A 16,879-nucleotide genomic window follows, 5' to 3' on the forward strand; every position below is an offset into this window, starting at 1 on the left:
GTTTGTGATCGTATGTTTTGACTCCGATCGGATTGGAGTATTCACTACCTGACAACCGCATGCAACCGCGGCCCACTCGAAGGAGAGCATCAGATGTCGAACGCCATGCGGCCCGCAGCCCACGTCGCCATGTGGCCCGATGTGTTCTCGACCCTGTTCGACGACGCTCGTCTCGCGCGCCTCCACCGACTCTGCGACGTGCGTGACGACGACACCACGGGAGATCTCGACGACCCGGCACTCGCCGATCGTCTCGCACAGATCGAGGTGCTCATCACCTCGTGGGGCACGCCGCCGCTGACCGCTGAGCGCCTCGACCGGATGCCCAGGCTGCGCGCCGTCTTCCACTGCGCGGGCACGGTGCGCTCCCTCGCCACTGAGGCCTTCTGGGCGCGCGACATCCTCGTGACCTCGGCCGCCGAGGCGAACTCGATCCCCGTCGCGGAGTTCACGTTCGCGTCGATCGTGCTCGCCGGCAAGCGCGCGCATATGTTCGCCAGAGATCCGCGCGTGCACCGTCGGGAATGGCGGACACTCCTGGAGAGCACACACCTGTCGAACTTCGGTCGCCGCGTGGGCATCGTGGGGTTCTCGCGGATCGGTCGGCGCGTGGTCGCGCTCCTGCAACAGCTCGACGGCGTCGACGTCCTCGTCGCCGACCCCTACGCGGATCCTGCTGCGGTCGAGGCGGCCGGAGCGCGTCTCGTGCCGCTCGACGAGCTGCTGCCGAACGTGGACGTGCTGTCCCTCCACGCGCCGGAACTGCCCGAGACGAATCGCATGATCGGTGCGCGCCAGCTGGCCGCCCTGCCTGACGGCGCCACCGTCGTCAACACGGCCCGAGGCAGCCTCATCGACACGGACGCGCTGGCGATGGAGTGCGCGAGCGGACGATTGGACGCGATCCTCGACGTCACCGACCCGGAGCCGCTGCCTGTCGATTCGATCCTGCTCGACCTGCCGAACGTGTCGATCACACCGCACGTAGCCGGGTCACTCGGCAGTGAGACGCTCCGGATGACCGACGCGGCACTCGACGACCTCGAGCGGTTCCTCGCAGGCGAGCGTCCGCAGGAGGCCGTGCGCGTCACCGATCTGGGGGTGAGCGCCTGATGGGCACGACGCTGAGTCCGGTCGCCACGCTCGCTGAGGATCGCACCCTGTCACCGTCGACCGGCTGGACGCGCAGGCACTGGGAGGACCTCGCGGACCGGCTGCTCGACGGTGCCGAGCACGTCGTCTCGCCGGGCCGCGCTCGGTACGTGTTCCCCGGGGCCCCGGGCGGCTACGGCACCGACGTCGACGCTCTGGAGGGGTTCGCCCGCACCTTCATGCTGGCTGCGTTCCGCATCGCGGGCGACCCGGACGCGACGTCCCACCTCGTCGACCGGTACGCCGCGGGGCTCGCCACCGGCACCGACCCGGACTCCCCGGAGCGATGGCCGCGCCCCGACGAGATCGACCAGGCGAAGGTCGAAGCCGCCGCAATCGCGATCGGTCTGCACCTCACTCGCGCCGAACTCTGGGACCGACTCGACGACCGCACCCGGCGCACGACGATCGACTGGCTGGCCACCGTCATCCGTCAGCCGTACCCGCCGATCAACTGGGTGTGGTTCCGGATCGTGGTGGAGGAGTTCCTGCGGAGCGTCGGCGGCCCGTACTCGTCGGCGGACATCGAAGAGGACCTCGCGATCGCCGACGGCTTCTTCCGCGAGGACGGGTGGTTCGCGGACGGCGGCACGCGCGCGTTCGACCATTACACGGGCTGGGCGCTGCACCTCTATCCGGCACTGTGGCGCACCATGCTGGCGCCCGGCCACGCACACCAGGCGCGGCTCGACCGCTACGACGCCCACCTCGACCGCTACCTGGCGGACGCCGTCTCCCTCATCGGTGCCGACGGTTCCCCGCTCGTGCAGGGCAGGAGTCTCATCTACCGCTTCGCCGCTGCAGCCCCGTTCTGGGCGGGAGCGATGAACGGGACGAGCACGCTGTCGCCGGGACTCATCCGTCGCGCCGCGAGCGGCATCGTGTCGCACTTCACGGCCAACGGTGCACCGGACGACCGCGGACTCCTGACGCTCGGCTGGCACCACGAATGGCGTCAGCTCGCGCAGTCGTACTCAGGACCCGGGTCGCCGTACTGGGCGTCGAAGGGGCTGCTCGGGCTCGCGCTCCCGGCCGATCACGCCGTCTGGACCGCGGTCGAGGAACCGCTGCCGGTCGAGCAGGGTGACGTCCTGCGCACGATCGTCGCCCCGGGCTGGATCGTCAGCGGGACGGTCGCCGACGGTGTGGTCCGGGTCGTCAACCATGGCACCGACCACGCGAACGAAAACCACCCGCAGGCCGATGCCCCGCTCTACGCGCGGCACGGGTACTCGACGGCGAACCCGCCACTGCTGGCTGCAGGGGACGCCGACCCGTTCGACGGCTCGGTCGTCCTGCTCGACGCTGCAGGAGTGGCGAGCCACCGTTCGGGCTTCGCACGCGGCGAACTCACCACGCTTGAGTGTTCCGACGGATCGGTGGCCGGCTGGGCGACCTCGTCGGGCATCGCGAGATGGATCGACATCGACCACGAGGCACCCGACCACGGCCACGGACGCACTCCGGACCATGTGCGCTCGGGTGCGCGGATCGACGTGTGCTCCGCTGTCCGTGGCGCGTGGGAGGTGCGGTTCGTCCGCGTCGTCCCGCGCGAGGACGACGTCGTCCCCCTCGATGCACTCCGCGTCGGCGGTTGGACCGTCGGCGGTCTGGCAACTGAATCCGCTGTGACCGATGACGCCGCGGTCGCCATCGTCGACGGGGTGCGTTCGGCGGTCATCGCCCTCTCCGACGCCGCCGACCACTGTGGGAGCCGGCTGCGACCGGGCGTGCGCACCGACACCGACGCGACCCCGTTCGGCCCGCGCTCAGCCACCCCGTGGCTCGCGACGTCGTCCACCGTGGCCGCGGAGCACTGGTACGCGGTCGCGCTCCTGCTCGATCGTGGGCCCGATCGCCGACTCGACATCATCCCTCCGACAGTCGGCCCCGAACACGTCGACGCGCTCTCCCGCACCATCCACTGGCCGGACGGCGCGACGACCTCGCTCGTCCTCCCGCAGCCGCACTGACCGAGACCCGGCAGACAGCGACCGACCCCACACGACCGACCACCACTCGACCTGTCATCGCGCACCACCCGGACCAGCACAACAGCATCCGCATCACCACCCGTCACATCACTCACTGAGGAGCATCCGCAATGAAGCGACCCATCCTGACCCTTACGGCGATCGCCGCCACCGCCGGCCTCGCGCTCACCGGTTGTTCCGGTGGCGGCGCCACGCAGCAAGACGAGGACGGCCCCGTCACGCTCAGCGTCTCCGTCTGGAACTACGACCAGACGCCGGAGTTCAAAGCCCTGTTCGACGCGTTCGAGGCGGAGCACCCCGACATCACGATCGAACCCGTCGACATCCTCGCCGACGACTACTCGGACAAGGTCACGACGATGCTCGCCGGCGGCGACAAGACCGACGTCCTCACGATGAAGAACGTCACCGACTATGCGCGCTATGCGAACCGTGGCCAGCTCGTCGACGTCGGCGACGTGGTCGAGGACCTCGGTGCCGACAACCTCGCAGGCATCGAGCCGTTCGCGCTCGACGACACCTACTATGCGGCCCCGTACCGCCAGGACTTCTGGCTGCTCTACTACAACAAGGCCATCTTCGACGCTGCAGGTGTCGAGCATCCCGACAACCTCACCTGGGACGAGTACGCGGACATCGCTGCACAGCTCACCTCCGGAGAGGGCGACTCCAAGGTGTACGGAACCTACAACCACTACTGGCGTTCGGTCGTGCAGTCGATCGCGGCGGCCCAGACCGGCGGCGACCTGATCGGCGGCGACTACGGCTTCATGGAGGATCAGTACGACCTCACCCTCGACCTGCAGGACAACGGCTACGCACTCGACTACGGCACCGCGAAGACGCAGCAGATCAGCTACCGCACCATGTTCGAGACGGGCAAGGCGGCGATGATGCCGATGGGCACCTGGTACATCGCCGGGATCGCGCAGTCGATCGCGAGTGGCGCGACCGATGTCGACTGGGGTGTCGCGCAGATGCCGCAGCTGACGGCCGGTGAGGAGACCGTGACCTTCGGTTCACCGACGGCGTTCGCCGTGAACAAGAACTCGGCGCACCAGGCAGCGGCCAAGACGTTCCTCGAATTCGCCGCCAGCGAGGCCGGAGCGAAGGCCATTGCAGCGATCGGCGTCGTCCCGGCCTACCAGTCCGACGAGGTGACCGCGGCGTTCACCGCCCTGCCGACGGACGACCTCTCGGTGAAGACCTTCCAGGAGCCGAAGGACGTCGTCCTCGAGATGCCGGTGAGCGAGTACTCATCCGACATCAGCTCGATCCTCGACGAGGAGCATGATCTCGTCATGGTCGGCGAAGCGAAGGTGTCCGACGGCATCACGAAGATGCAGGACCGCGTGAAGAACGACGTGCTCGTCGACTAGTCCACCCGCTACGCGGGGTCGTCCAGCGGCCCCGCGCACCGAGTGGTCCATCCGAACCGCGGTCCGCACGGACCCTCGTCCTCGGGCCGCCCGCTGCACCAGTCACCCTCACCCCACGAAAGGCTCGTCATGGCGATCGCAGCCCCACCGCAACGCACCCGCTCGCGCAGCCGCGCCCGGAGGAACGCCCTCGTCGGGTGGAGCTTCATCCTGCCGAACTTCATCGGCTTCGCGCTCCTGACCCTGATCCCCATGGGGGCGGCGTTCGTCATCGCCTTCATGAAGTGGGACTCGTACTCACCGCCTGAATGGGTGGGCTTCGCGAACTTCGCGAGGCTCCTCCGCGACGAGTCGTTCTGGATCGCGCTCGGCAACACCGCCTACTATGCGGCCGGACACATCCCGTTGACGATCCTCGCCTCGCTCGGTCTCGCGCTGCTCCTGAACCGGAAGCTGCGCGGCCTCGGGTTCTTCCGGACGGCGATGTTCTTCCCTTACATCACCTCGCTCGTGGCCGTCGCAGTCGTGTGGAACATGCTGTTCAACCCGACAGCCGGCCCCATCAACCAGTTCCTGGAACTCATCGGTGTCGCCGACCCGCCCGGGTGGACGACGAGCTCCGCGTGGGCGATGCCCGCCGTGATCATCACGAGCGTCTGGCGCGACATGGGCTACTACATGGTGCTGTACCTCGCCGGGCTGCAGGCGATCCCGCAGGAATACTACGAGGCGGCGGAGGTCGACGGTGCGAACGCGTGGCAGCGCTTCTGGAACATCACGCTCCCGTCGCTGCGCCCCACGACCTTCTTCGTGCTCATCATGGTCACCATCGCGAGCTTCAAGGTGTTCGACCTCATCGTCGTCATGACAGGCGGTGGGCCCGGTCGATCGACCCTCGTGCTGTCGCAGCTCATCTACCGCGAGGGCATCACCGAGAACCGCTTCGGCTATTCCTCGGCGATCTCGCTGGTGCTGTTCATCATCGTGCTCACGTTCACCGTCGTCCAGTTCAAGCTGCAGCAGAGGAAGGAACGCTGATGTCGACCGGAACCACCACGCAGACTTCGGCCGCCGGACCGTCGGCGTCGACTGCGATCGACGGCGTCACGGAGGCGATCGTCCCGCCCGTCGTCCCCGGCGCTCCCGGGCCGCTGAACCGCACGAAGCGCCACGGTCCGATCTCGCCGCTGCGACGCGTCGGCATCTACGCGCTGCTCGTCGTGCTCACCGCGGTGATCTTCGTGCCGTTCTTCTGGATGGTGTCCTCGTCGCTCAAGCAGAACAACGAGGTCTTCTCGATCCCCGTGCAGTGGATCCCAACCGAGTTCGTCTGGTCGAACTACGTCGACATCTGGACGCGCATCCCGATGCTGACCTACCTGAAGAACTCGTTGTTCCTGTCGGTCACGATCACGATCCTGCAGGTGCTCACGGGGAGTTTCGCCGCGTACGGCTTCTCGAAGATGCACTTCAAGGCACGCGACGTCCTGTTCGTCATGTACATCGCGACGATCGCGGTTCCGTGGCAGGCCTACATGATCCCGCAGTACATCATGATGCAGAACGCCGGCCTGGTGAACTCGCACCTCGCGATCATCCTGCTGCAGGCGTTCGGCGCCTTCGGGGTGTTCCTGATGCGCCAGTACTACCTGACGATCCCTGACGAACTGAGCGAGGCCGCGCGCATCGACGGGCTCAACGAGTATGCGATCTGGTGGCGGATCATCCTCCCGCTCACGAAGCCCGCGCTCGCGAGCCTCGCCCTGCTGACCTTCGTGTCGACGTGGAACGACTACATGGGGCCGTTCATCTACCTGACGAGCAACGACCTGTGGACCGTGCAGCTCGGCCTCCGCTCCTTCGTCGGGCAGTACGACGCGGAGTACGCGCTGATCATGGCCGGTTCGGTCGTGTCCGTGATCCCGATCGTGTTGATCTTCCTGCTCGGCCAGCGGTACTTCATCCAGGGCATCGCGACGAGTGGGATGAAGGGTTGAGCGCCGTGACCGATCGACGCGAGGCGACGCGACCGGCTGGTGTGCGCGGTCTGCTGCAACCGCGCCGCGAGACGTTCGAGAGCGTCTTCGGCGTCGTCTACCGCGCGCTCATGGTGGGCGTCGGGATCGGGATCGGCGCGCTGCCGCTCGCTGCCTCCGTCGTGTTCGTCGCGGACCCGCTTGCGAGCTGGCCCTTCCTGCTGCTCTGCGCGTTGCCGCTCGGACCGGCCTTCGCCGCCGGGTGCTGGTCGTTCCAGTGCTCGCGGGACACCGCCGACGCGCGTCCGTTCCGTGACTTCTGGGTCGGCTTCGCACGCCTGTGGAGGCCGGCGCTCGCGGTCTGGGCGATGGTCTCGGCGCTCGCATTCGTCGTGATCATCGACGTCGTCGTGGTCTGGGGGACACCGTTCGCGATGCTCCTCGGTCCGGTCCTCGTCGTCGTGCTGCTGTTGGCACTCGTCGGCACGTTCGGTGTGTTCGCGGGGTTCGCCGCGGCGCCTGCACTGCCGTTCCGCGCACAGCTCCTCGGGGCACTCGTCCGGACGGTCCGGCGCCCGGGCACCTCACTGCTGTCGCTGGTCCTGCTCGTGGCCTGGGCGGTCATCGTGCTCGCGCAGCCGGTCCTCGGGCTGCTGGCACTCGGGGGCTTCGTCGTCTACGCCGTCTGGAGCAACGCCGCACCGCGCTGAGAGACGCATGAGCGCGCGGTCGCATCCGCGCTCACTGCCAGGTCGAGCGCGAGGCCGGTCGAGCGCGAGCCGACCGGCGGTGCCGCTCTCGGGCCGTGCGGGAGGCGTGCGGGACGCTAGTCGGCGAGGATCGTGTCGATCTGGGACAGGGCTCCACTCATGCCCTCCACCATGCCCATGCCGACCATCTGTTCGAGGTCCTCGACCGTGTCGGAGCGACTGATGATCGTCATGCGGGTCCGACCGTCGAGGTCGTCGAGCGTGACGGACAGGTGGCTGACGGGACCACCCGCCGTGCGTGCGCCGTGCTCGTCGGCGAAACCGTCGTCGAACGTGAGGCTGCGCGGGGCGTCGACAGACGTGATCTCCCACCAGCCGGGCGCCCGTTCGCCATCCGGGCCCGTCATGAAGTACGAGGATTCCGAACCGACGACGAGCTCGTGCTTCGGGAACGTCGCGGGCCAGGTCGGTGGGCCCCACCAACGTTCGAGCTGGCGCGGGTCCTCCCAGAGCTGCCAGGCACGTGTCGGTGAAGCTGCGAACTCGGTCACGAACGTGAGGGTCAGCTGCTCGAGGTCCTTCTCGGTGGTGAGCGTACTCATCATGGGTTCCTGCTTCCGGTCGGTGTTCCAGACGTGCCGTCATCCTCGGCGAGGATGACGTCCATGCGCAGGACTCGTTGCTGCCAGATCTCCGCGTAGGCGTCGAGTAGGCGGGCCGAGCGCTGCACCGCGGTGACCTCGCCGTGCACCATCTGCTCGCGGCCGCGCCGTTCCTTCGTCACGAGCGCAGCCCGTTCGAGGACCACGACATGCTTCTGTACTGCGGCGAACGACATCTCGTACTGCTCTGCGAGGGCGGACACCGACTGCTCCCGGGCGAGCACCCTCGTGAGGATGTCTCGTCGGGTGGCGTCGGCAAGCGCATGGAAGAGACGATCCACCTCGTCGGTGGACAGCTCGGGCACTGATGCATTTCGTACAACCATTTGGTTGTACATTACGCGAATGGAGCGCGAGTCGCAAGGGACAGTTGTCGGCCGATTTGAGAAGGACACTGCACGACACAAGGTGCTCGTGAGGAACATCGCCAAGGTCGATGGCGTCGAGCGAGATGTGCTGGACGGGATCTTCGTCCGGTGAATGTGTTACACGCGTGTCCGGGTTGGGAATTGAACAGTTCCGATTCGGGCGCTCTCGCGCGACGCGGCGAACTCCTCGTCGACCATGGCGTCGTCGCGCGGGGCGAGCCGACTCACGACGACGGCCGCCAGGACGCTCACTCCGAAGCCGGGAACGATTTCATACAGCACGCTCGACAGCGCTCCGACGTTTCCCCAAACCACGACCGTCGTGGCGCCAGCGATCATGCCAGCGATCGCGCCGGCTCTCGAGAGCCTTCTCCAGAAGAGAGCGAGCAGCACGACCGGGCCGAATGCGGCGCCGAATCCTGCCCAGGCGTAGGCCACGAGGTCCAAGATGGACGAGTTCGGGTCCCACGCCAATGCTGCGGCAATGATCGCGACGACGAGCACGCCGCCTCGCCCCAACAGCACTTGGTGTCGCTCCGCCGGCGCCCTCCTCACCACGATCTTGTAGAGATCCTCGACAAGCGCTGAGGACGACACGATGAGTTGTGACGAAACGGTGCTCATGATTGCCGCGAGAACGGCGGCAAGGACGAAGCCAGCGATCAGCGGATGGAAGAGCACCTGCGAGAGCTCGAGGAACACCCGTTCGGGGTTGCTCAGCGTGAGCTCGGGGTGCTGCTGGAAGTACGCAATGCCCACCAGTGCGGACGCCATGGCTCCGAGCACTGAGAGGATCATCCAAGCGATACCGATTCTGCGGCCAGCCGTCGCATCCGCTGGCGAGCGCAATGCCATGAAGCGAACAAGGATGTGTGGCTGCCCGAAGTAGCCAAGTCCCCAAGCACCGGCCGATATGGCGGCAAGAATCGTGCCGCCTGTCACGAGACTGAACATGTCGACGGTCGAATTCGCGGCCCGGATCGACTCGATCGTGTTCTCGATTCCGCCCGTTTGAGTGAGTCCCACGATCGGAACCGCAATGAGCGCAGCGACGATCATCGTTCCCTGCACCACGTCAGTGTAGGTCGCGCCGACGAAGCCTCCGAAGAGTGTGTACAGCACCGTCACGCCCGCGACGATGAGCAGGCCTACATGGTATTCGGATCCGAAAGCGCTTTGGAAGAACACGCCACCGGCGACGATCCCCGCCGAGACGTAGAACGTGAAGAACACGAGGATGACGAGGCCAGCGACAATCCGCAGCGTGTGTGAGGTGTCGCGCAGGCGGTTCTCGAAGAAACGGGGGAGCGTGATCGCGTTTCCCGAGATCTCCGTGTAGGCGCGCAGGCGCGGCGCGACGAACTTCCAGTTCAGCCAGGCGCCGACGGTGAGTCCGATGGCGATCCATGCCTGGAACAGACCCCCGACGTACAACGCGCCGGGAAGCCCGAGCAGGAGCCAGCCCGACATGTCCGATGCGCCCGCGCTCAGCGCCGCGACACCGGGGCGGAGCTTGCGCCCCGCGAGCATGTAGTCGTCGAGGTTGTGGGTGCGGCGGTAGGCCCACCATCCGATACACAGCATGACGGCCATGTACACCGCCATGGCGATTGCTTCAAACGTTCTTTCCGGCACGCGATCTCCCAATCTGACCATTCCAGTTCTTGTCGGCCAGTATGTCAGAAACTGGTCGCCCAGTGACGCTTGTTCGATCTGGGGGTCGCCGTGCTGACCTGCGAGCGCGGTCACAATCGATCTGGTCCGGATCGGGGCGATTTCGAGCAGATCCCGGCAGCTCGTCCACCTGCGCGGTAGCGTTCGAAGAAGAGCGCACGATGCGCCGTCCAGGCGGGAGACGATCGAATGGCAGAGCACGGGAGCCAACGGACCCTGACGACGCGCGGTTGGCACGATTTCTGGGCGAAGGGCGGCTGGTGGCGGGCGTTCCTGTTCGCGCTCGTCTACCTCGTGCTGTACCTCGGCGCAGGCTGGATCGTGGGGCAGCTCTTCGGCTCCGAGGAGAACGCCGACGACCTGTTCGCGACACCGCAGAGTGTGTTCTTCGCCCTGATGCTCCCGCTCATCGTCGGCTCGATCCTCCTCGCCGCGTTCGTGCTGTCGGTCGGCTGGTTCCGTGAGCTGTTCGGTCGGCAACCCATCCGCGGTCGCTGGTGGATGTGGGTGGCGCCGGTGCTGGTGGTCGCTGCGATCGTCCTCCGACTGTTCGGTATCGACTACTCGAGCTATCAGGCGTCGGTGGTGGCCGTGACGATGCTGACGGGTGTGTTCATCGGCTTCGCAGAGGAGATCCTCACGCGCGGCATCGTCGTGAAGATGCTGCGTGACGCCGGGCGCTCCGAGTGGGTGGTCATGGTGCTGTCATCGCTGGTGTTCTCTCTGCTCCACGCGACGAACATCCTCTCCGGACAGCCCATCCTGACCGTGTTGGCGACGATGGGCTTCACGTTCGCCTTCGGCATCTGCATGTACCTGACGTTGCGCGCGACGGGCAACCTCATCTGGCCGATGCTCATCCACGGCCTCTACGACCCCACGCTCTTCCTCGCCACCGGTGGCATCGACCACGCAGCGACCGTTGGACAGAGCCCGTTGCTCGCACTCGCCGGCCCGGCGAACCTCGTCTACATCCTCATTGCGATTGTGGCGTTGATCGTCGTGCGCGGCCACGTCCAGCCCCGCGCGGCCGAACTCCCTCGTTGAGCTGGTGTGTCAGACCCCGGCGAGCAGTCGGGCCAGACCGGCTTCGTCGACGACGGTGATCCCGTAGTTCCGTGCCTTTCGCGCCTTGCCTGAGAGCGAATCTGGGTCTGCCGCGACCACCAGCTTCACCTGCTTCGTGACCGCCTCCTTCGGAACGAGGCCGTGACTCGTGAGCGCGTCATGCCACTCGGAGCGTGGGCGCGACATCTCTCCGGTCAGCGTGACGAGATCGCCCGGTTCGAGCCGGAACCCTGCGAGCGTCGTGCCGGCCGTTCCCGGGTCCGACGGACGTTCATCAGGTTCCGCGACGACACGGTCGAACTGATCCGATGGGATCTGCAGTAGGGCTGCGACCGTAGCGAGATCGTCCCGCTCGTCGGCAGTGAGGACACCGTCGGACCACGCAGCCGCACCGAGTGACCAGAAGTATTCGAGGTGGAGCTTTTCGCAGGCGTCACGGCTGATGCCGAGCTCCGTCGCCATCGCGACCAAGCCGTCAGACTCGTGCTGTGAGATGACTCGATCCAGCAGGCAACGGTCCAGGAGTGCCAAGTACTCGTTCTGCGCGTCCGATCCGCCAAATGGAGGCAGCGTCTCGACGATGCGCTCGAGGAAGTGTCGGCCGGTTGGCTGCGCGTGCTCCCGGGGCACCCATGGCGTCGGCGCGCCGATGAGCGGGATGAGCCGTCCCCGGTCTGCCTGCTCGAGGGCCTGGTCCCACGAGCTGCGATCCCGGGCGTGGGCCATGTAACCGGCGAGAAGGCGGGCCGTGGCTTCTGCGTCAACGGATGCGCGGTGGGCGCCGTCGAGCACGATGTCGAACGCGGCGCAGCAGTCTGCGAGAGATCGGCCGGCGTCCGGGAGGAAGACCCGCGCAAGCTGCATCGTGCACAGTGCGACAAGTTCGACGTCAGGCACATAATCGATCCTCTCCAGTTCGGCGATCAGGAAGCGAGTGTCGAAAGCTGCGTTGTGAGCGACCAGGACTCGACCGTCGAGCCGGGCGATCAGCTCCGGAGCAATCTGCGCGAAGGTTGGAGCTCGGAGGATTTCGGCGGCTGAGATGCGATGGATGTCCTGGCGACCCAGGTCGCGACCCGGATTGATCAGCGTGTCCCACCGAGCGGTGATCGAGCCGTCCGGATCGGAATGGACGACGGCGACTTCGATGACACGGTCGTTCCCTCCGGGGAACAGGCCGGTGGTCTCGAAGTCGATGGTGGCGAAGCCGGTGTGCGGCATGTTGCTCCTGGTGTCTGGATGGTCGTTCACCCAAGGTACTGGGGTGCCCCACTCACTCCGGCAATCGATGCTCGCTGAGTCGCGTGAACGTGCAGGAACTCTCGGAACGCGGGGCCCCGATGAGCGCGGGGCTGAACAAGGAGCGTTGGTACGCTCGTGGGGATGAGTGTCCCTCGGCGGTACCCGGCGACCGTCGCCGCACCGGTCCGGCATGAGCTCGTGGTCAAGAAGTCACGGTTCCTCGGACTCGTGCACCCGGTGACATCGCAGGAAGACGCCGAAGCGGTCATCGCCCGCGTCACGAAGGAGACGTGGGACGCACGACATCACTGCGTCGCGATGGTGACCGGGCTGCTGGGTGACCAGGCGCGATCGTCGGACGACGGCGAACCGTCGGGGACGGCAGGGATGCCGATCCTCGAGGTGATCCGGCGGCGCGAACTGACCGACGTCGTCGTGATCGTCACCCGCTACTTCGGTGGCGTGAAACTCGGCGCGGGCGGCCTCGTGCGGGCGTACTCGTCGGCAGCCTCCGAGACCCTCGACCGCGCGTCACTCGTGCGCCGCGAGACGCTCACGCAGGCGACGCTCGTTGTTCCCCACGCCGACGCCGGCCGCTTCGACAACCTGCTGCGGGACTGGGCGGCGACGCACGGTGCGACGCTCGGCGAGACGGTCTACGCGTCCGACGCATCACTCGAGCTCTGGGTGCCTCCGAGCGAGGTCGAGCGGCTCCGGGCCGATCTCGCGTCGGCGTCGGCCGGCACGCTCGCCCCGGTGATCGGCGTCGAGCGTGTCGTCGACGTGTCCGAGTCCTGACAGGCGGCCGGCCCTGCTCGGGACCGGCCCCTCGTCGTTGCCGATGGGTGCCGTTAGGGTCGGATCATGCACACCGACGTGACTCAGATCCCCGGCCTTCCCGAACTCGCCTGGACTTCGGTCCCCGGCATCGCCACCTACGACGCCGACGCGGCAGCCCTCCTGCTCACCTCGGAGGCCGAGGTCGACTGGAGCAACAGCTCGCTCGGCGGGCCGCAGGAACTCGGGGCGACCGCCCTCGCCTTCGAGGCACCGGAACGCTTCACGCTCAGTGCCCGCATCGCCGTCGTGAGCGAACGCAGCACTTTCGACGCCGGGGCCATCGCCCTCTGGGTCGACGGCGACCACTGGGCGAAGCTGTGCTTCGAGCAGTCGCCCCAGGGACAGGCGATGGTCGTCAGCGTCGTGACGAACACCTGGTCCGACGATGTGAACTCCACGCCGGCCGCGGCGGACAGCGTGTGGATGCGGGTCAGCCGTCTCGGTGAGGCATGGGCGTTCCACAGCTCAAGCGACGGAGTGACCTGGGAGTTCGTCCGCGTCTTCCGGCTGCACACCGACGCTCCCGTCCGCGTCGGCTTCCTCTCGCAGGCCCCGATCGGGCCGGCGTGCGAGGCGCGGTTCGACCACATCGTCCTCGGGACCGAGCCACCGACGGACCTGCGCGACGGGAGCTGACCCGCCCGGCGTAGCTCCGCGGGGCGGAGTCCGCTCGCCGAGTCGTCCAGGTCACCGAGTGGAGCCCGGTCACCGAGCCTGTCGAGGTGTTGACTTCTGAGAACCTATCTTCCCATAGTGTTCGCATGGCACGCAGACGACCCGGAACACTCTTCCCGCTCGAGCTCGACATCCTCGATGTGGGGACGGTCTTGCAGTCGACCGAGGACAGCTTCTACGGGTTTGCGCTGGCGAAGCAGCTCGCGGGTCGTGACGGGTCGCTCACTGCGCACGGCACCCTCTACAAGGCCCTGTCGCGCATGACGACCGCCGGGCTCATCGAGGCCAGCTGGGAGGATCCGGCCATCGCCGAAGGGGAGGGGCGACCCCGCCGACGGCTCTACCGGGTAACCGGTGAGGGTGAGGTGGTGCGCGGCCGCGAGCACGCGCGACTCCGCGAGGAGGAGCGCGCCGCAGGACGAGCGACCGGAGCGGCCTGGTCCAGGCTCGCCGCAGGAGGCCCCGCCCCTGCCGCGGCTCGAGCATGGGAGGCAATCGCATGAGTGTCATCCGCACAGCCCAGTACCGATCGGCCTCGCGCCGCGTCCTCGACTGGTGCGCCTGGTACACCCGCGATCTCGTACCCGAAGTCGCAGGCGAGCGCCGGGACGAGATCGCCTCCGATCTCCACGACCACGCCGTCTGGGCCGAGGAAGCCGGCATCGCTCCGACGCGGTTGCGACGAGACATCGTCCTCCGTGCCATCCGGGGCATCCCGCATGACCTGTCGTGGCGAGCGGGCCAGCTACGGGCGGGTTTCGCAGCCGACCCGATGCCGCTCGGGACGCGACGGGTCGGTACGACGCTCGCCGCACTCGTGATCTTCGGTGGAGTGCTCGTCGTCGCGTTCGGAATCTTCCTCCTGGTCCGTATCGCCCGGGCGCTGGTCATCGCAGATGTGGAGGCGGTCCCGGACGAGACGGTGATGATCGGTGTGCTGACGGTCATCTCGCTCGCTGCACTCATCCTTGCGTCGCGGCGTCGCACCCGCTGGATCGGCGCACTCCTGCTCGCCCCGCCCTCGGCGATGATCGGGGTGCTCGGGGTGCAGGTGCTCTACCAGGTGAGCGCGACCGGCACGTTCCTGGTGTCGACGTTGTCGAACTACGGACCGGGACCTGAGCCGTGGTGGATCGCCGCTGCGAGCGCCGGCGGAGGCGCGGCTGTCGGGTTCGTCGGAGCCGCCATCTGGTGGTGGCCGTCCAGCCGGCGGTCGGTTCTGGGAGCAGGCGACACCGGCGCCAGGTCATCGGCGACGACATGACGGGGGAGAGTATGGCCGGGGGAGACAGCATGGATGAGCCGATGAGTGGTGGGGTACCGCGATCCACATCGATCAGGCGGAGAATCGGCCTGGGGATGGCGATGAGCAGTGTGCTCGTCGTCATCGGGGGCGTGGTGTTCGCAGGGATGTCAGTGGCGAGCGCCGCAGCGGACGACGCACGGTCGGAGGCTGCGGTGGTGGAGGCCAGAGCGTCGCTCGGCGAGCTGTCGCCCATCGAGCCAGTGGTGCCTTTGGGCGCCGATGACGTGCCCGTCACCGGAGGTGATGCCGGCATCGCGGCGACGGTCGACTACTCGCGGACGCCCGAGGGCTGGTACGACGCGACGACGGATCCGGCCGACGTCGTCATCCCAGAGATCAACGAGTGGGGTGAACCGAACGACGGCATCTGGGAGGCGCAGCAGCAGATCATCGCTCGATGCATGTCTGATCAGGGGTTCTGGTATGCGTGGACGAACAATCGAGGGTTGGCCGATCCTGACTGGGGATCGTTGATCCTGTCAGAGCAGGGCGAGGCGGCCGAGCTGGCCGAGTACGGCGACACGCCCCTGGGCGACGCCTACGACTGGTCGCGCGCCGGTTGCCACGGCTACGCCGTCCACGTCACCGGAATGGACGACGCCCACTAGTGACGGCACCTCGACGACTTCAGCGACCGGGGGTCGGCGGGTCGGGGCCGGTGCTAGCGTCGCAGGCATGAGAATCCTGTTGATCGGCGCGAGTGGACACATCGGCCAGGCGGCACACGCTGCACTGGGGGAGCGGCACGAGGTGGTCGCGGTGTCGCGATCGACGTCACCGTCCGTCGACACGACGGACGAAGCCTCCGTCGAAGCGCTCTTCGCGGACGTGGGTGAGGTCGACGCGGTGATCGTCGCCGTCGGCTCGGTGCCGTTCAAACCGCTCGATGCCCTCACCCGCGACGACTACCGTGCTGCATTCCTCGGCAAGGTGCTCAGCCAGCTCGACGTCGTGCGCATCGGCACGCCGTTCCTCCGCGACGGGGGCTCGTTCACCCTGACCACCGGCATCCTCGCCCGTGAGGCGATCGCGACGGGTGCCGCCGCATCGATGGCCAACGGCGCCCTCGAGTCGTTCGTGATCGGTGCAGCGGCCGAACTGCCGCGTGGCATCCGGATCAACGCGGTCAGCCCGACCGTGCTCGAAGACGCGCCCGGCTACCACGACTCGTTCCCGGGCTTCGCGCCGGTGGCATCCGACGTCGTCGGCCTCGCATTCGTGAAGGCCGTCGAGGGTGTCGCGACGGGGCGGGTGCTTGCCCTCGACTGACCGTGCGTGGTGAGCCGGACGACGCGGACTCACCGGCCATCCATCTCGACCTCGCAATGACCTGAGGATCGGTCGACCTGAGCTCCGGGCCGACTTCACACGTGGTGTGACCTCAGACTCGGCGTCACGCCGACCGCGCGCTACAGTCATCGTCATGATCAGGTTCCTGTGGAGCATCGTCGTCAGTCTCGTCAGCTCCGTCCTGGGGCTGCTCATCGCGACCTGGCTGATCCCGGGCGTCACCTTGTCTGTGAGCGGCTTCATCGTCGCCGTTGTCGTGTTCACGATCGCGCAGGGCATCCTCGGGCCGTTCGTGTTCAACGTCGCGCGTCGGTACGCTTCGGCAATCCTCGGCGGCATCGGGCTTGTCACGACGCTGGTCTCGCTGTTCATCGCGTCGATCTTCCCCGGTGGCCTGCACATCGACGGTGTGCTCGCCTGGGTACTCGCGCCGCTCGTGGTCTGGATCGTCACCGCGCTCGGCGGTTGGATCCTCGGCTACTTCCTGATCAAGCGTCGTTTCGGCGACAAACGCACGAAGTAGCCGGTTCAGAATTCAGGGAA

The 16,879-nt window shown here is 67.1% G+C and carries 18 protein-coding genes; 14 read left to right on the top strand and 4 right to left on the bottom strand.

The window, feature by feature from the left end:
- Nucleotides 1-93 precede the first annotated feature (93 nt).
- The 6 genes from ABMA10_RS05690 (at nucleotide 94) to ABMA10_RS05715 (ending at nucleotide 7,211) form a co-directional block, all read left to right on the top strand.
- On the top strand, nucleotides 94-1,113 hold the full coding sequence (locus tag ABMA10_RS05690; RefSeq protein WP_347867481.1) for a hydroxyacid dehydrogenase: 1,020 nt from the start codon (nucleotides 94-96) through the stop codon (nucleotides 1,111-1,113).
- A complete protein-coding gene (locus ABMA10_RS05695; protein WP_347867482.1) occupies nucleotides 1,113-3,125 on the top strand; it encodes a DUF2264 domain-containing protein in 2,013 nt (670 codons plus the stop codon). The genes ABMA10_RS05690 and ABMA10_RS05695 overlap by 1 nt, the downstream gene beginning before the upstream one ends.
- Nucleotides 3,126-3,256: 131 nt before the next feature.
- On the top strand, nucleotides 3,257-4,525 hold the full coding sequence (locus tag ABMA10_RS05700; RefSeq protein WP_347867483.1) for an ABC transporter substrate-binding protein: 1,269 nt from the start codon (nucleotides 3,257-3,259) through the stop codon (nucleotides 4,523-4,525).
- A gap of 129 nt (nucleotides 4,526-4,654) precedes the next feature.
- On the top strand, nucleotides 4,655-5,563 hold the full coding sequence (locus ABMA10_RS05705) for a carbohydrate ABC transporter permease (protein WP_347867484.1): 909 nt from the start codon (nucleotides 4,655-4,657) through the stop codon (nucleotides 5,561-5,563).
- Nucleotides 5,563-6,522 carry a carbohydrate ABC transporter permease gene (locus ABMA10_RS05710; protein WP_431031286.1) on the top strand — a complete coding sequence of 320 codons (960 nt, stop codon included), beginning with the start codon at nucleotides 5,563-5,565 and terminating at the stop codon, nucleotides 6,520-6,522. Before ABMA10_RS05705 ends, ABMA10_RS05710 begins: the two co-directional genes overlap by 1 nt.
- Before the next feature lie 5 nt (nucleotides 6,523-6,527).
- A complete protein-coding gene (locus ABMA10_RS05715) occupies nucleotides 6,528-7,211 on the top strand; it encodes a hypothetical protein (RefSeq protein WP_347867485.1) in 684 nt (227 codons plus the stop codon).
- Nucleotides 7,212-7,327: 116 nt separating this feature from the next.
- Here ABMA10_RS05715 and ABMA10_RS05720 read toward each other — a convergent pair whose 3' ends face one another.
- The 3 genes from ABMA10_RS05720 to putP form a co-directional block, all read right to left on the bottom strand.
- A complete protein-coding gene (locus ABMA10_RS05720) occupies nucleotides 7,328-7,816 on the bottom strand; it encodes an SRPBCC family protein (RefSeq protein ID WP_431031287.1) in 489 nt (162 codons plus the stop codon).
- On the bottom strand, nucleotides 7,813-8,199 hold the full coding sequence (locus ABMA10_RS05725; RefSeq protein WP_431031288.1) for an ArsR/SmtB family transcription factor: 387 nt from the start codon (nucleotides 8,197-8,199) through the stop codon (nucleotides 7,813-7,815). Before ABMA10_RS05725 ends, ABMA10_RS05720 begins: the two co-directional genes overlap by 4 nt.
- A gap of 159 nt (nucleotides 8,200-8,358) precedes the next feature.
- Nucleotides 8,359-9,876: a sodium/proline symporter PutP gene (gene putP / locus ABMA10_RS05730; protein WP_347867488.1), complete on the bottom strand. Its 1,518-nt coding sequence runs from the start codon at nucleotides 9,874-9,876 to the stop codon at nucleotides 8,359-8,361.
- Between the two features lie 228 nt (nucleotides 9,877-10,104).
- Between putP and ABMA10_RS05735 the strand changes: the two genes are divergently transcribed.
- The gene (locus ABMA10_RS05735; protein ID WP_347867489.1) at nucleotides 10,105-10,962 is read left to right on the top strand and encodes a CPBP family intramembrane glutamic endopeptidase; all 858 of its coding nucleotides are present in this window, start codon (nucleotides 10,105-10,107) and stop codon (nucleotides 10,960-10,962) included.
- A gap of 9 nt (nucleotides 10,963-10,971) precedes the next feature.
- Here the strand turns inward: ABMA10_RS05735 and ABMA10_RS05740 are convergent, their stop codons facing one another.
- On the bottom strand, nucleotides 10,972-12,204 hold the full coding sequence (locus ABMA10_RS05740) for an exonuclease domain-containing protein (RefSeq protein ID WP_431031289.1): 1,233 nt from the start codon (nucleotides 12,202-12,204) through the stop codon (nucleotides 10,972-10,974).
- Nucleotides 12,205-12,366: 162 nt separating this feature from the next.
- Between ABMA10_RS05740 and ABMA10_RS05745 the strand changes: the two genes are divergently transcribed.
- The 7 genes from ABMA10_RS05745 to ABMA10_RS05775 all read left to right on the top strand — a co-directional run bounded on the left by ABMA10_RS05745 (nucleotide 12,367) and on the right by ABMA10_RS05775 (nucleotide 16,859).
- Nucleotides 12,367-13,023 carry an IMPACT family protein gene (locus ABMA10_RS05745; RefSeq protein WP_347867491.1) on the top strand — a complete coding sequence of 219 codons (657 nt, stop codon included), beginning with the start codon at nucleotides 12,367-12,369 and terminating at the stop codon, nucleotides 13,021-13,023.
- A gap of 66 nt (nucleotides 13,024-13,089) precedes the next feature.
- A complete protein-coding gene (locus ABMA10_RS05750) occupies nucleotides 13,090-13,701 on the top strand; it encodes a DUF1349 domain-containing protein (RefSeq protein WP_347867492.1) in 612 nt (203 codons plus the stop codon).
- Nucleotides 13,702-13,826: 125 nt separating this feature from the next.
- Nucleotides 13,827-14,243, top strand: coding sequence for a PadR family transcriptional regulator (locus ABMA10_RS05755; RefSeq protein ID WP_347867493.1), 417 nt, complete (start codon nucleotides 13,827-13,829; stop codon nucleotides 14,241-14,243).
- Complete coding sequence (locus ABMA10_RS05760; protein WP_347867494.1) at nucleotides 14,240-15,004, top strand: hypothetical protein; 765 nt, start codon at nucleotides 14,240-14,242, stop codon at nucleotides 15,002-15,004. The genes ABMA10_RS05755 and ABMA10_RS05760 overlap by 4 nt, the downstream gene beginning before the upstream one ends.
- A gap of 95 nt (nucleotides 15,005-15,099) precedes the next feature.
- On the top strand, nucleotides 15,100-15,654 hold the full coding sequence (locus tag ABMA10_RS05765) for a hypothetical protein (protein ID WP_347867495.1): 555 nt from the start codon (nucleotides 15,100-15,102) through the stop codon (nucleotides 15,652-15,654).
- Nucleotides 15,655-15,721: 67 nt separating this feature from the next.
- Nucleotides 15,722-16,315: a short chain dehydrogenase gene (locus ABMA10_RS05770; RefSeq protein ID WP_347867496.1), complete on the top strand. Its 594-nt coding sequence runs from the start codon at nucleotides 15,722-15,724 to the stop codon at nucleotides 16,313-16,315.
- A 154-nt stretch (nucleotides 16,316-16,469) separates the two neighbouring features.
- Nucleotides 16,470-16,859, top strand: coding sequence for a phage holin family protein (locus tag ABMA10_RS05775; protein ID WP_347867497.1), 390 nt, complete (start codon nucleotides 16,470-16,472; stop codon nucleotides 16,857-16,859).
- Nucleotides 16,860-16,879: the final 20 nt, after the last annotated feature.

It is taken from the genome of Plantibacter sp. RU18 (assembly GCF_050613355.1).
Classification (GTDB): Bacteria; Actinomycetota; Actinomycetes; order Actinomycetales; family Microbacteriaceae; genus Plantibacter.